We start from the raw sequence: 13977 nt of genomic DNA, 5'->3' as shown, positions 1-13977 counted from the left end.
CTCTCAGGTCAAGGGCAGGCATCCGCACGCGGCAGTAATGCGCCTGGGCGAGCGACGCACGTCACCCCGGCGGGGGTTTGACCTGACCGCGTCCGAGAGCGTAACGTCGGACAGCCGCTTCCAGGTGTTCTTGGCGCGCCCACACAGGGTCGTGCCCACGTGTGGCTCGTGCGCCGCACACTCCTGGACGGTCAGCAGGGTGGGAGACCACCCCGCAGCAGTTCCGAACTATCGACAGGCTCCACCGGAGCCGGTCACTGCATCGTCGAGGACATAGACGGTGTACCTCCCCGACGTTCTTGGAGTACCTCGTGAGCAAGCGGACCTTCCAGCCGAACACCCGGCGCCGGGCGAAGACCCACGGCTTCCGGCTGCGCATGCGGACCCGCGCCGGCCGCGCCATCCTGGCGGCCCGTCGTCGCAAGGGCCGCACCGAGCTCTCTGCCTGATAGCACGTGCTCCCCGCGGCGCACCGACTGCGCCGTTCCGTCGACTTCGAACGGGCGGTGCGCCGCGGTGTGCGCGCGGGGAGGTCGACCGTGGTCGTGCACCTCACCGAGGACCGTGAGGGCGAGGCACAGCCACAGGTCGGCTTCGTCGTCTCCAAGGCCGTGGGCAACGCGGTACGGCGCAACCTCGTGAAGCGACGCCTGCGTGCTGCCGCTGCGGTTCGTATCGGGACGCTCCCGCCGCACGGGCGCGTCGTCGTGCGCGCTCTCCCTCCGGCGTCGTCCGCGACGTACGACGAGCTGAGCGCCGACCTCGGGCGCGGTCTCGACCGTGCCGTCGTGCGACTGGCCGAGCGCGAGAACGTGCGTCGATGACGACCACGCACTCCGTCGAGGCTCCCGAGGGCAGCACTTCGCGGCCCGGTGTCGACAAGCCCGGCGCAAGCGGGTTCACCCGTCGCGTGGTCGACGTGCTGCGCCGGGTACCGGCTCTCACCCTGATCGGCATGATCCGGGCCTACCAGTCGGTCATCTCGCCGATGACGGGCCCCACCTGCAAGTACTACCCGTCCTGCTCCCAGTACGCCCTGACCGCCGTGCGGCGTCATGGTGCGCTCCGTGGCACGGGCCTCGCTCTCTGGCGGCTGTTGCGCTGCAACCCGTGGAGCCTCGGCGGGGTCGACGACGTGCCCGAGGCACGACACACGCACTAGTCCTCCGCCCGTCGCGGGCGTTTCACGAGCTTTGTCTGAAGGTTAGGGAGCAGTCACGCATGGACTTCTTCGCGTTCCTCGCACCGATCGAATGGGTCGTCGCCTGGATCATGTACCTGTGTCACCAGGGTCTGACGTACCTGGGATTCGCGGACGGTCCCGGTCCGGCCTGGGTCTTGTCGATCGTCGGGCTCGTCGTGATCATCCGCATCCTGCTCATCCCTCTGTTCTTCAAGCAGATCAAGGCCTCGCGTGGGATGCAGATGCTGCAGCCCGAGATGCAGGCGATCCAGAAGAAGTACAAGGGCAAGACCGACCCTGCGTCCCGTGAGGCGATGAGCCGCGAGACCATGGACCTGTACCGCAAGCACGGGACGAACCCCTTCGCCTCGTGCATGCCGATCCTGCTCCAGTCCCCGATCTTCTTCGCACTGTTCCGCGTCCTGAACGGCCTCGTGCCGATCTCGAACGGAGACGCCGACCCGATCGGTCCGATCAACGCGTCCGTCGCGAGCGACATCGAGAGCTCGACTGTCTTCGGTGCTCAGCTCTCCGACATCTTCCTGCGGACTGACGACCTGCAGACCAAGATCGTCATCGCCGTGCTCATCGTTGCGATGTGTGCGACGACGTTCTTCACCCAGCGTCAGCTGACGATGAAGAACATGCCGAAGGCCGCTCTCGAGGGCCCGATGGCGTCGACACAGAAGATGATGCTCTACGTCTTCCCGTTCATCTTCGCGGTCTCCGGTGTCAACTTCCCGGTCGGTGTCCTCATCTACTGGACCACGACGAACCTGTGGTCGATGGGTCAGCAGTTCTACACGATCCGTAGGATGCCGGCACCCGGCTCCGAGGCAGAGCGTCTGATGAAGGAGCGCAAGGCACGCAAGGCTGCTGCCAAGGGCATCGTCGAGGACGCGGCGCCGGTCATCGAGCAGCCGCGCGGCCAGCGCCAGCAGCCCAAGCGCAAGGACCGCCAGAAGGGGACGACCCCGCGCGTCGCCGGTTCGTCCGACCCGGTGGACGGGACGAGCGACGCCTCGACGACAGAGGACGCGCCGTCCGAGGCCCCGGTCGACGGCCCGCCCGGCAAGAGCGCTGCAGCGGGCCAGCCGAAGCGCCCCGAGTCCGGTCCTTCGACGCCGGCGTCGTCGAAGAAGAAGAAGCAGAAGTAGATCCCGCGCGGAGACGCGCACCGTTGCCCTGAGGAGCACCCAGATGCCGCCGACCGAGACCCCCGCGCCCAGCGAACCCACTGCCGACGAGGCTGTCCCTGAGACGACCCGCCTCGAGGAGGAGGGTGAGATCGCCGCCGATTACCTCGAGGAGCTGCTCGATATCGCGGACCTCGACGGCGACATCGACATCGATGTGGAGCACGACCGCGCAGCAGTCGAGATCGTCGCCGACGAGGCCTCTCTCCTTGACCCCCTGGTGGGTCGAGACGGAGAGGTCCTCGACGCGCTGCAGGAGCTGACCCGCCTGGCGGTACAGGCGCGTACCGGTGAGCGCAGCAGACTGATGCTGGACGTCGCCGGCTTTCGGGCCAATCGCCGTCGGGAGCTGACGATCCTCGCAGAGGAGGCGATCGAGCGCGTTCGGGCCGACGGCCAGAAGGTATCGCTCGAGCCGCTCAACGCGTTCGAGCGCAAGGTCGTGCACGATGCCGTCGCGGGAGCGGGCTTGCGTAGCGACTCCGAAGGCGCTGAGCCGGCGCGGTACGTGGTGATCTACCCCGTCGACTGACGTCTCGTCTGCTCCTTGCGCGCCCCACGTTTCACGTGAAACGTGGGGCGCGCTTCGTGGTGGGCTGGTGTCTCCCTGTGCACACGCCGACGGCGCAGCGTGGAGAGCACGACGACCCGATGGCGCGCCATCAGATCTCGGCATGCGGCGTCGGCCCACGGCGCCTGCCGGCGCGTCGGGCTCCCGTTTCACGTGAAACGATGGGCGCACGCAGGACGAGACGAGGAGAGTGTTCGGAGGATGGGGACCGTGACGGAGAGCGACGGAGAACGCGCGATCGAGAGGGAAGTGCTCAGCGAGTTCTTCGGGGAGGCATTTCCGGCGGTCGAGCGATTCGCAGAGCGCCTCCGTGATGAGGGGGAGGTCCGCGGACTCATCGGGCCTCGCGAGGTGTCGCGCATCTGGGACCGACACATCCTCAACTCGGCCGCGGTCGTCCCATTCCTTCCTGCAACGGGACTTATCGCCGATGTCGGATCGGGGGCTGGACTTCCCGGTATCGTGATCGCCGCGATGCGGCCGGACGCGACCATCTATCTGGTTGAACCGATGGAGCGGCGCTGCGCGTGGCTGAACGAGATCGCCGAGGACCTACAGCTGTCGAACGTTCAGGTGAAGCGCGGGCGAGCTGAGGAGTACCACGGTGCGTTCGAGTGCGACGCCGTCACGTCCCGCGCTGTCGCGGCGCTCGACAAGCTCGCACGGCTCTCCTTGCCGTTGGTCCGGCCGGGTGGCGCGATGATCGTGCTCAAGGGGCGCAATGTCACGCAGGAGATCGACCCGGCGCGGAAGGCGCTGCGCAAGCTCAAGGGCTCGGAGCCTGAGATTCTTGAGGCCGGCACGATTCCAGGTGTGGAGAGCACGACCGTGGTCCGGATCGTGCGGCAGACTGGGTCACGCTGAGCCGGATCACCTGATCGTGCGATTCCCGATGCCGCTCGTGTGCGACACGGGCCCGGGTCGCACTGAAGTCCGACGGCTCCGACGGCTTTCGACGCATGCTGGTGTCGACAACGGAGAAGGAGAGGGAGGGACGCGTGACGGAGAGCACCCACGCACCGGAGGGCACGCACGAGTGGGATCGCGTCACTGTGCGGCAGGACGCGAGCTCGACGGGCGCCGTCGGCGCAGAGGATGATCGCCGTGCCGCTCTCATGGCCAGCCTGCCCGATGCCGATGAGTCGACACCTCTCGCAGCCCAGCTGACGGTGGACGCGCGGCGACGGATTGACCTGCAGGGCCGTCGATTTCCCCGCCCGGAGTCGACGCGCATCATCACCGTGGCGAACCAGAAGGGCGGGGTCGGCAAGACGACGACCACCGTCAACCTGGCCGCGGGTCTCGCGCAGGCGGGGCTCAACGTGCTGGTCATCGACAACGACCCGCAGGGAAATGCCTCCACGGCACTCGGTGTCGAACACCGGGCGGGAACGCCGTCGATCTATGAGGTTCTCGTCGACGGCGACCCGTTGGCGGGCGCGGTTCAACAGTGCCCCGACATCCCCACGCTCTGGTGCGTCCCCGCGACCATCGACCTCTCGGGTGCGGAGATCGAGCTCGTGTCGCTTGTTTCACGTGAAACACGACTCCGCCGTGCTCTCGACACCTATCTGGAGGATCGAGTGCGTGCGGGGGAGGACCGCATCGACTATGTCCTCGTCGACTGCCCGCCGAGCCTGGGGCTGCTGACGGTCAACGCTTTCGTCGTCGGGCGTGAGGTCCTCATCCCGATCCAGTGTGAGTACTACGCCCTAGAGGGCCTGAGCCAGCTGCTCAAGACGATCGAACTCATCAAGGCGCATCTCAACCCCGAGCTCCATGTCTCGACCATTCTGCTCACCATGTATGACGGTCGCACCAATCTCGCGCAGCAGGTTGCGGCGGAGGTTCGGGAGCACTTTCCCGTTCAGACACTCCGCACCACGGTTCCCCGCTCGGTTCGAATCTCCGAGGCGCCGAGTCATGGCCAGACTGTGATGACCTACGATCCAGGGTCCACCGGAGCGCTGGCGTATCTGGAAGCTGCTCGCGAGGTGACCGAGCGCGGAAAGAACGAATCCGTACGGGACGAGACCCAGCTCGACGATGCGGGGCGGGACGACTCCCAGCTTGACCCATCGCTGGCGCGGGCAAGCGAGGCAACGACGAGGAACCACCATGAGTTCGCCGGGTCCATCGGTGGACCCGCCCTGCGGCAGGAGGAGCAGCGATGAGCGAGAAGCGGCGCGGACTAGGTCGAGGGTTGGGCGCGCTCATCCCCACGAGCTCGGAGGGAAAGCGACCGGTCGATGTCTTCTTTCCCAGCCCTGCGACGGAAGAGCCAGCTGCCGACGCCCGGATGCAGGACGAGTCCGAGGAGACGGCATCGATCGCGTCCGGCGAGGAGTCCGCAGTCGCACCCGTCGTGACGCTGGTCGAAGAGTCACCTCAGCCGTCTGACATGCAGGGCTTGACGTCGCTCTCTGACTCCGACCTCGCCGAGCTCGAGGCGCTGTCCGGTGACGGCATCTCGATGGGCAACGAGAGCATCGCGCGCGTCGATGGCGCCGAGGAGGCGACGTCGCAGGTCGTGGCGGAAGGCGATGCAGCCGGTCCCACCGGAGCGGACACAGGCGATGTTTCACGTGAAACGGCGTCACTTGAGGTACTGGCCGCAGCGATCGGCGAGACTTCTGGAACCGCGGAGGCTGTCGCCGACAGCAGTTCCGAGGACGCGGCGTGGGTGGGCGGGGCCGGAGAGGATCTGGTTCCGGTTCCTGGCGCCAGGTTCGCGGAGATTCCGACCGACGCGATCCGACCCAACCCGCGACAGCCTCGAAGCGTCTTCGACGAAGGCGAATTGGACGAGCTCGTCGGGTCCATCCGCGAGATCGGCGTTCTGCAGCCGATCGTGGTGCGTCCCGCCCCCGGAGAGCCCGGCGCCTTCGAGCTCATCATGGGGGAGCGGCGCTGGCGGGCGACTCAGGCCGCCGGGCTCACGACGATCCCGTCGATCATCCGCGAGACCGACGACAATGACCTCCTGCGCGACGCTCTGCTGGAGAACCTGCACCGCAGCGCGCTCAACCCCCTCGAGGAAGCGGCCGCGTACAGGCAGCTCCTGGACGACTTCGGCTGCACGCACGAGGAGCTCGCCGAGCGGATTTCACGCAGCCGGCCACAGATCTCCAACACCTTGCGGCTCCTGCGCCTCCCCCCGCTCGTGCAGCGAAGGGTCGCGGCGGGCGTTCTCTCCGCCGGACACGCGCGTGCACTCCTCGGTCTGACCGACGGCGCGGAGATCGAACGCCTTGCGCAGCGGATCGTCGCCGAAGGCCTCTCCGTGCGCGCGACCGAGGAGATCGTCGCGATGGGCGGGCTCGACGAGCGACGCCCCGCGCGCGCGCCACGAGCCGGCCAGCGTTCCGCGGCGATCGACGAGTTGGCACACCGGCTGTCCGACCGCTTCGAGACGCGGGTGAAGGTGGACCTCGGCAAGAACAAGGGCCGCCTCACGGTGGAGTTCGCGTCCGTCGAGGACCTCAACCGGATTCTCGACCTCATGGCGCCAGAGGATCCGGGACTGCTGCGCAAGTAGCACTGCCGTGTGCCGCCATGCGCAAGTGTGGATGCCGGGGCGCCGGGCTGCCGGGCCCTGGGTCGTGGGGCGCCGGGGTGTGGGTGGAGGGGCGGCCGTGCCGCGTCTACCATCCGCGCCGCTCGTTTCTCGCGTCGCTCCCGCCAGACCCGTCACGACCCGGCACGGCCGCCCCTCCACCCACACCCCGGCTCAGCCGCGCGGTCCGGTCACCTAGCGTGTCGGTCCAGCACACACGGTCGGCGGATCGCCGTAGGCCCGCCCCATCCTTGTGGACCGCCCGCAGGTAAAGAGAAAGGACATCGCAAACCTCGGTCTCGAGGAGGTGGCTGCCGGAGCGGCCTCGGCAAACGCACGCCATACGGTTGCTGATGACTTGGGGATACGAGGTGGCCACCGGCACGTCCCCGACCGGCACCCCCGGTTGTTCGTCGCCCTCGGCGCGCCCGACGTGATCGCCCTCGCACCGCTGCAGGTGCGGGGCCAGCCAGCCTTCACTGTTCGGCCCCGCCGCCCCTGCGCGGTTCGGGCGCGCGCCGGCGGCAGCCGACTCCCGACGCGGTGTTGGCTCACGAGGGCCGATGCGAGGGCGGCGAGGACGACGGACGCTCCTAGGAGGCCGCCAGCGCTTGCCGGCCTGCACAGCTCGGCACGCTGGGCGGCAGCTCACCCGCACAAGAGCGCGCACAGGGGCCACGAACTGGCACAGCGCGGCTGACGGGCGGAGCGTCGAGGGGTGCGTGCCGTGCTGGTCGTGCGGGGGTTCGCCTCGTGTCAGCCGCAAGGCGATCCCGCGGAGCCGCACTAGTGCTCGTGGGCAGGCCGGTGCAGCACACGGCCGTGCGCGGACTCGCCCGCCCCGCGCATCGAATCATCAGACTCCTGTCGACGTGCTCATGGGTCGAGGGCGGGAGCCTCCACATCGGATCGCCCATACGATGGCGGCCGACGGCCGAGCGAGTGGTGCGGCGGAGGATGCGAAGGGCGTAGAAGCCGCGCACGGGACGGTAGGCCGAGTGACCAGGGCGACGGCGCGCCCAGCCCAAGCACCCACGGCGCTCCACTCGCGACCCGACCAGATGCAGCAGCCTGGTTCGTGCGTCTGGGTTCGAGCGTCTTGCTCCGGCGTTTGGTTTTGGGCGTCTGGTTCGGGCGTCTGCGGGGTGGCCAGATGTAGCAGTGCGGCTACAGCGCCGGGTTTCACGTGAAACAGCCGTGGCCGGGGAGCATCGGCGGGCGCCTCGGCACGGAGCGATGGGCCCAACGCCCACGCCGACTCTCGCTGTTTCACGTGAAACGTGAGGCGGGCCGTTTCACGTGAAACAAGGATCAGGACCGGACGCGGGCGTCGACCACCTTGCGGTACAGCGACGGGAGGTCGAGTCCGGCGGCGCGAGCGGCCTGGGGGAGGAGGGAGGTCTCCGTCATTCCAGGGGCGACGTTCACCTCGAGGAACTGCACGACGCCGTCAGGGTCGAGGATGACGTCAGTCCGCGAGAGGTCGCGCAGACCGAGTGCCGTATGGGCACGGACGGCAACCTCCTGGACCATGCTGACGACGTCGTCGTCGAGACGAGCGGGAGCGAAGTACTCCGTGCGCCCCGGGTTGTAGCGCGCGTCGTAGTCGTAGGGCCCTGTCGTGACGATCTCGACGGGCGGGAGCGCTTCGGGTCCGTGCCCAAGGTCGACGATGCTCACGGCGAGCTCAACCCCGCGCACGGCCCGTTCGATGAGCGCGACCTCGCCGTACGCGAAGCAGTCGACCATCGCGCGGGGGAGCTGATCGACCGTTTCGACGAGCGTCACGCCGAGCGCGGAACCACCGTGCGTGGGCTTCACGACGAGCGGCAGGCCCAGTCGCTCCACGACGGAGTCCAGGACCGGCTGTGCGCCGAGCTCTCGGAACAGGCTCTGGGGAAGGGTCACGTACTCGGGGGTGCAGAGGCCGGCTCCCAGCACGACACTCTTGGCGACAGGCTTGCTCCAGGCCGAACGACTCTCGCGCGGACCGGTACCGACGTAGGGGACACCGACGAGCTCGAGCACGTCACGGATCGACCCGTCCTCTCCGCTCGCTCCGTGGAGCAGGGGCCATACGAGGTCGGGCCGCGCGGTGCGCAGGAACGGCAGCAGGTCGGCATCGACGTCGTGGACAGAGACTTCAAGTCCGGCCGCTCGAAGGCTCTCGGCGACGCGCCGGCCTGACCGTAGGGAGACGTCGCGCTCGTGCGAGAGCCCGCCCGCGAGGATTGTCACGTGGGCGCCGGGGGCGGGGCCGTCGTCGGGACGGAGAATGTGAAGGTGCTGGTCAGCGCGCCGAGAAGGAGCCGAGGGGCCGCGGGCAGCAGCGTTGGCCTGTTCCGGGGCGGGGGTGCCGGTGGTCGTGTCCACAGTGCGTCGGACTCCTGTTCGTTGCCGGCACGGCCGTGCCGTGCGACGGCCGTCGTGGTGTGAGAGCGGCGGGTTCAGGCGAGGTCGGGAGAAGGGTTCTCGACGTCCGTGAGATCGGGGTCGAGTGCGGCGTCAGTACCGAAGATCTCGACGAGCTCGCGCTCGGCGTTCACGACCCCGGCGAGTCGCCGCACGCCCTCCCGGATGCGTTCGGGCGTGGGGAAGCAGAACGAGAGCCGGATGTGGTCGGATCCGGTTCCGTCCGCGTAGAACGCGGTGCCGGGAACGTAGGCAACCCGGGCGGTGACCGCACGTGGGAGCATCGAGCGGGCGTCGAGCCCGCTGGGTAGCCGGACCCAGGTGTAGAAACCGCCGTCCGGGACGGTCCAGCTCGCCGACGGCAGATGCTCCGAGAGAGCACCGATCATCGCGTCGCGACGCTCCCGGTAGAGCTCGCGGAACTGCTTGATCTGGCCCTTCCAGTCGCAGGCGTCGAGGTACGCGGCGATCGCCATCTGGGACGCGTTGGAGGGACACAGGATGGCGGACTCGCTCGCGAGGACCAGCTTCTCGCGGACGGCGTGCGGTGCCACGATCCAGCCGACCCGGTAGCCCGGCGCGAAGGTCTTGGAGAACGAGCCGAGGTAGAGCACGCCGTCCTCGTCGAGGGAGCGGAGCGCGGGGAGCGTCGAGCCGTCGAACCCGAGGAGGCCGTAGGGGTTGTCCTCGACGACGAGGACGCCGTGTCGCCGAGCGATCTCCAGGACGCGAGGACGTCGCTCGGCAGCAAGCGTGACACCCGCCGGGTTGTGGAAGTTGGGCACGGTGTAGAGCAGCTTGACCCGTCGCCCTTCGGAGGCGAGGCGCGTGAGCGTCTCCTCGAGCGCCTCCGGGACGAGGCCGTGCTCGTCGAGAGGGACGTGGACGACGTCGGCCTGGTACGACCGGAAGACCCCCAGCGCGCCGACGTAGCTCGGCGCCTCCGCGACCACGACGTCGCCCGGGTCGATGAAGATCCTGGTGACGAGGTCGAGTGCCTGCTGGGACCCGGTGGTCACGACGACGTCGTCGGGGTGGCACTCGATGCCCTCGAGCCGCACGACGTCGAGGATCCGTTCCCGGAGCGTCTCGTCGCCCTGGCCGGAGCCGTACTGCAGCACCGTCGCGCCGCGCGTCGCGACGAGCCGCTGCATGGTCTCGCCGATCGTGTCGAGGGGGAGGCCTGCGAGGTAGGGCATCCCGCCGGCGAGCGAGACGACCTCCGGCCGGTTCGCGACGGCGAACAGCGCCCGGATCTCCGAGGCTCGCATCCCGTGCGCTCGCTCTGCGTAGGCACCGAACCACGGGTCGAGACGGGTGCCGCCGGAGGCGGAGTGCTGCGGGGGAGTCGTCGGCTCTGTCACGACCCCCAGTCTCGCACGGGGCATCGGGGGATCCCGTGAAGACGCCGGAGGGCGGACCACCGTGCGGTGGTCCGCCCTCCGGGCCGATGCCGCCCCCGGAGACCGGGGAGCGGGGGTCGGCGACTCAGACCGCGGTGCTCAGCACCGAGTCGATCTCCTCCGTGAGTGCGCGCTTGGGACGGGCGCCGATGATCGACTTCTGGAGCTCGCCACCGACGTAGACGTTGAGCGTCGGGATCGAGACGATGCCGTAGGCACCGGTGGTCTCCGGGTTGGCGTCCGTGTCGAGCTTCGCGATCTTGATCTTGCCGTCGTACTCCTCGGCGAGCTCCTCGAGGATCGGGGCGACCTGGCGGCACGGGCCGCACCACGTGGCCCAGAAGTCGACGAGGACGGGGATGTCGGACTCGAGGACCTCGGAACGGAAGGTCTCGTCGGTGACGGGAACGGTCGGCATGCTGACCTCCGGAGGAGTCGGGTGGTGGCAGGAGCCACCGTGGGGAGTGAGGGATGTTTCGCGCACCGGGCGGTCGCCGGGCGCGCGAGAGGCGGGACTACGCGCGGAGCTCGGCGAGCGCCTCGGGCAGCTCGTCGGGGTTCGGCGTCTCAGGGGTGCCTGCGAGGTCTTCCAGGCCGGCGGCATCGGCGAGCTCGGTGAGGTAGCGCTGGGCGTCGAGCGCGGCCGAGCAGCCGGAGCCGGCCGCGGTGATGGCCTGGCGGTAGGTGTGGTCGACGGCGTCGCCGCACGCGAACACACCTTCGATGTTGGTGGCCGTGGTGCGCCCGACGACCTGGATGTACCCCTCGTCGTCCAGGTCGATCTGTCCCTTGACGAGCTCGGTGCGCGGCTCGTGGCCGATCGCCACGAACAGGCCCGTGGCGCCCAGCTCGCGCTCCTGCCCGGTCACGGTGTCGCGCAGCGTGAGGGCCTCGACCTTCTTCTCGCCGTCGATGCCGATGACCTCGCTATTCCACGCGACCTCGATCTTCGGGTCGTTCAGGGCACGGTCGGCCATGATCTTCGACGCCCGCAGCTCGTCGCGCCGGTGGACGAGCGTCACCTTCTGCGCGAAACGGGTCAGGAACGTGGCCTCCTCCATCGCGGAGTCGCCGCCGCCGACGACCGCGATGTGCTGGTCGCGGAAGAAGAACCCGTCGCACGTGGCGCACCAGGACACGCCCCGGCCCGACAGGCGCTTCTCGTCGTCCAGGCCGAGCTCACGGTATGCCGATCCCGTCGCCAGGATGACGGCGCGGGCCCGGTACGTCTCGCCGTTGCCGGTCACGACCGTCTTCACCGGGCCCTGCAGGTCGAGCAGCGTCGCGTCGTCCCACTCGACCCGCGCGCCGAACCGCTCTGCCTGCTTCTGCATGCTCTCCATGAGCTCGGGGCCCATGATCCCGTCCGGGAACCCGGGGAAGTTCTCCACCTCGGTGGTGTTCATCAGCGCACCGCCCGCGGTGATCGAGCCGGCAAGGACGAGCGGGGCCAGTCCCGCACGTGCCGCGTAGATCGCCGCGGTGTAGCCCGCAGGGCCCGACCCGACGATGATCAGGTTCTGGACGACTGGCTGCTCGGTCACGTGCTGCTCCTCGGATGCTCGGTGCGTGGCGGCCGACCACGCGAGAGTGTGAACGCCGACGGGACGTCTTCTGTTCCACGGTACGGGTCGACCCACGGTACGGGCACGCGACGACGCGCGCGCCCGCCGTCCGCCCGGCGTCGCGAGCCACGCACCGGCGGGGTACTAGGAGACCAGCAGCTCGTTGATCTCTGCCCGGAACTCGCCCGACGGGTTCTGCGGCAGCTCGGTGAACCACAGCACGATCGAGTCGGTCTCCACCGGGGTCTCGAACGTGAACTCCACCCCGGGCGAGAGCGCACCGGACGCGAGCACGTCCCCCTCGGTGGGCGTGTCCGGACTCGTGGAACGGATCTCGACGTTGCCGCCGTTCACGGGCGTGTCGATGACGATCGTCGACACCGGGGCCTTCTCCTCCAGGAGGATCGCGAACCCGATCCCGCTGCGCAGGCCGGCGAAGTCCGCCGCGTTGTAGCGCCGCGAGATCCAGGACGTCTCGGGCTGCTGGTCGAACGCGCGCGGTACCAGCTCCGGGTGCTCGCCCTCGTTGTCCGGGGACTCGTCGCCCTCGGGATCCAGCGCCGCGCCCGAGGCGATGACCGGGCGCACCTCGGGTGCGGGGGCCGGAGCCTCCTCGGCGCCCTCGGTCCCGGTACCGCCTTCCGCCGCCGGTGCAGAGCCCTCGCCGGACGGCTGCTGCTCGCCCGTCTGCACGGCAGGGCCGAAGTCGTCGAACGCGGTGTTGACGGCCCAGAAGACGCCGTACCCGACCAGCCCGAGGGCCAGGACGAGGACGAACGGCGTCGCGTTGAAGCGTCGAGGACCGCGACGAGCCGGCTTCGGCTCGCTCCAGGGCCGGCTCGGAGCACCCGGGTCGCCGACGGCAGGTTGCGCCCCCGTCGACGGCGCGCCGGGAGGTGCCGACGCGTACTGCGCCGTCGTGGCGGCCGGGTCGTACGCGGGTGGGGGCGGGGGCACGGGTGCGCCGGTCGCCGCCCCCGGCTGGGTCGCGACGACGGCCGTCGCCCCGGTGGCGAGTCCCGCGGCGGCGTAGCCGGCTGCGGGGCCCGCGGACCCCGGGATGGCGCCCACGCGGTGGATCCGCCCGGTCGACGGGCGGCGCACGGGCGGTGCGGGCGGCGGGGTGCCAGGGGGTGCAGCGACCGAACCGTCGAACGCGGAGCGGACCGACTGCCGGCTGACTCCGCCGGTCGCCGCAGCGGCCGGTTGGACGAACGACGGGAGGGCGGCCACGACGGACACCTCGCCCCAGGGCTCGATCGCGCCGACGACGTCGGCGGGCGTGCGGGGGCCGTCGCCCGGCACGGTGGCGGTCCACTCGTCCGGGCCGCCGCCGGACGCGTTGAACGTCTGCACGCACAGCGTGTCGAGCTCGGAGGGGACCTCAGGGCGGACGGCGGACAGCGGCATGACGCCGGAGCCGTCGCGCTGCGCGGGGAGCGGGTGGATCGCGGTGGACGAGATCCACGGGACGTCGAGCGAAGGGCCTGCCCACCGGGCGGTCATCGCGTAGTAGAGGAGCGCGACGAGCCCGACGGCGTCGAGCCGCGACGTGCGGTCGGCGTCGTGCTGGTCGTGGCCGGCGACGCCGGCGTCGAGCCCGAGACCCGTCACGACGACGCGGCTCCCGTCCACGCGGACCGCGTCGGGTCGCAGGGCGAGGTGGTGGACACCGCGGCGACGGGCGACCTCGAGCGCGGCCGCGGCCTCACCCACGATCGCGCGCGCCTGCTGCGGGTCGACGATCCCGCCGGCGACGACCTCGCTGAGGGTGATGCCGGTGTACCGCTCGGTCACGACGTACGCGATGCCGTCCTCGGCACCGACGTCGAGGACGCGGGTGAGGCGCGGGTCGACGACGAGCGCGGCGCGCCGCGCGGAGTCGAGCGCGTCGGCCACCTGGGGGCCGGTGACGATCGAGACCCGCACGGGGCGGTCGAGGATCTGGTCGTGCGCCGACCATGCCGTGACGTCCGACAGGTCGGACGTGAGCTGCTCGTCGAGCCGGTATCGCGCGACGAGCAACGTTCCTGGGGCCACGCCGTTCACCGGACCTCCTCCGTGAGACTCATGGTCGACACACCATGGTAC

Annotated in this window: 13 protein-coding genes; 8 read left to right on the top strand and 5 right to left on the bottom strand. The window is 69.8% G+C overall.

Annotation, left to right across the window (positions count from 1 at the left end):
* Positions 1-311: 311 nt before the first annotated feature.
* The 8 genes from rpmH to ACMXGY_RS20595 all read left to right on the top strand — a co-directional run bounded on the left by rpmH (position 312) and on the right by ACMXGY_RS20595 (position 6488).
* Positions 312-449, top strand: coding sequence for a 50S ribosomal protein L34 (gene rpmH / locus ACMXGY_RS20630; RefSeq protein WP_012880118.1), 138 nt, complete (start codon positions 312-314; stop codon positions 447-449).
* Between the two features lie 6 nt (positions 450-455).
* Positions 456-824: a ribonuclease P protein component gene (rnpA, locus tag ACMXGY_RS20625; protein WP_483774842.1), complete on the top strand. Its 369-nt coding sequence runs from the start codon at positions 456-458 to the stop codon at positions 822-824.
* Positions 821-1162: a membrane protein insertion efficiency factor YidD gene (gene yidD / locus ACMXGY_RS20620; protein ID WP_483774841.1), complete on the top strand. Its 342-nt coding sequence runs from the start codon at positions 821-823 to the stop codon at positions 1160-1162. The genes rnpA and yidD overlap by 4 nt, the downstream gene beginning before the upstream one ends.
* A gap of 59 nt (positions 1163-1221) precedes the next feature.
* Entirely contained in the window at positions 1222-2340 is a 1119-nt protein-coding gene (gene yidC, locus ACMXGY_RS20615; protein ID WP_483774840.1) for a membrane protein insertase YidC, read from the top strand.
* Positions 2341-2383: 43 nt separating this feature from the next.
* A complete protein-coding gene (locus ACMXGY_RS20610; RefSeq protein ID WP_483774839.1) occupies positions 2384-2911 on the top strand; it encodes a Jag family protein in 528 nt (175 codons plus the stop codon).
* A gap of 240 nt (positions 2912-3151) precedes the next feature.
* Complete coding sequence (gene rsmG, locus ACMXGY_RS20605; RefSeq protein ID WP_483774838.1) at positions 3152-3814, top strand: 16S rRNA (guanine(527)-N(7))-methyltransferase RsmG; 663 nt, start codon at positions 3152-3154, stop codon at positions 3812-3814.
* 134 nt (positions 3815-3948) lie between these two features.
* Entirely contained in the window at positions 3949-5124 is a 1176-nt protein-coding gene (locus tag ACMXGY_RS20600; protein ID WP_483774837.1) for a ParA family protein, read from the top strand.
* Positions 5121-6488 carry a ParB/RepB/Spo0J family partition protein gene (locus tag ACMXGY_RS20595; protein ID WP_483774836.1) on the top strand — a complete coding sequence of 456 codons (1368 nt, stop codon included), beginning with the start codon at positions 5121-5123 and terminating at the stop codon, positions 6486-6488. Before ACMXGY_RS20600 ends, ACMXGY_RS20595 begins: the two co-directional genes overlap by 4 nt.
* Positions 6489-7817: 1329 nt before the next feature.
* Here ACMXGY_RS20595 and ACMXGY_RS20590 read toward each other — a convergent pair.
* The 5 genes from ACMXGY_RS20590 to ACMXGY_RS20570 form a co-directional block, all read right to left on the bottom strand.
* Positions 7818-8783: a D-alanine--D-alanine ligase family protein gene (locus ACMXGY_RS20590; protein WP_483776913.1), complete on the bottom strand. Its 966-nt coding sequence runs from the start codon at positions 8781-8783 to the stop codon at positions 7818-7820.
* 170 nt (positions 8784-8953) lie between these two features.
* The gene (locus tag ACMXGY_RS20585) at positions 8954-10306 is read right to left on the bottom strand and encodes an aminotransferase-like domain-containing protein (protein ID WP_483774835.1); all 1353 of its coding nucleotides are present in this window, start codon (positions 10304-10306) and stop codon (positions 8954-8956) included.
* Between the two features lie 100 nt (positions 10307-10406).
* Entirely contained in the window at positions 10407-10739 is a 333-nt protein-coding gene (gene trxA, locus ACMXGY_RS20580; protein ID WP_483774834.1) for a thioredoxin, read from the bottom strand.
* 97 nt (positions 10740-10836) lie between these two features.
* The gene (trxB, locus tag ACMXGY_RS20575; protein ID WP_483774833.1) at positions 10837-11865 is read right to left on the bottom strand and encodes a thioredoxin-disulfide reductase; all 1029 of its coding nucleotides are present in this window, start codon (positions 11863-11865) and stop codon (positions 10837-10839) included.
* Positions 11866-12030: 165 nt separating this feature from the next.
* Positions 12031-13926 carry a protein kinase family protein gene (locus tag ACMXGY_RS20570; protein ID WP_483774832.1) on the bottom strand — a complete coding sequence of 632 codons (1896 nt, stop codon included), beginning with the start codon at positions 13924-13926 and terminating at the stop codon, positions 12031-12033.
* Positions 13927-13977 lie beyond the last annotated feature (51 nt).

The organism is Cellulosimicrobium sp. G4 BAM 1002 (assembly GCF_057126935.1).
This window is presented reverse-complemented; position numbering and strand designations above follow the sequence as displayed.

Coding starts and splice junctions, on each gene's coding strand:
- yidD (WP_483774841.1), top strand. CDS start 821: ATGACGACCACGCACTCCGTCGAGGCTCCCGAGGGCAGCACTTCGCGG.
- yidC (WP_483774840.1), top strand. CDS start 1,222: ATGGACTTCTTCGCGTTCCTCGCACCGATCGAATGGGTCGTCGCCTGG.
- ACMXGY_RS20610 (WP_483774839.1), top strand. CDS start 2,384: ATGCCGCCGACCGAGACCCCCGCGCCCAGCGAACCCACTGCCGACGAG.
- rsmG (WP_483774838.1), top strand. CDS start 3,152: ATGGGGACCGTGACGGAGAGCGACGGAGAACGCGCGATCGAGAGGGAA.
- ACMXGY_RS20595 (WP_483774836.1), top strand. CDS start 5,121: ATGAGCGAGAAGCGGCGCGGACTAGGTCGAGGGTTGGGCGCGCTCATC.
- ACMXGY_RS20585 (WP_483774835.1), bottom strand. CDS start 10,306: ATGCCCCGTGCGAGACTGGGGGTCGTGACAGAGCCGACGACTCCCCCG.
- trxA (WP_483774834.1), bottom strand. CDS start 10,739: ATGCCGACCGTTCCCGTCACCGACGAGACCTTCCGTTCCGAGGTCCTC.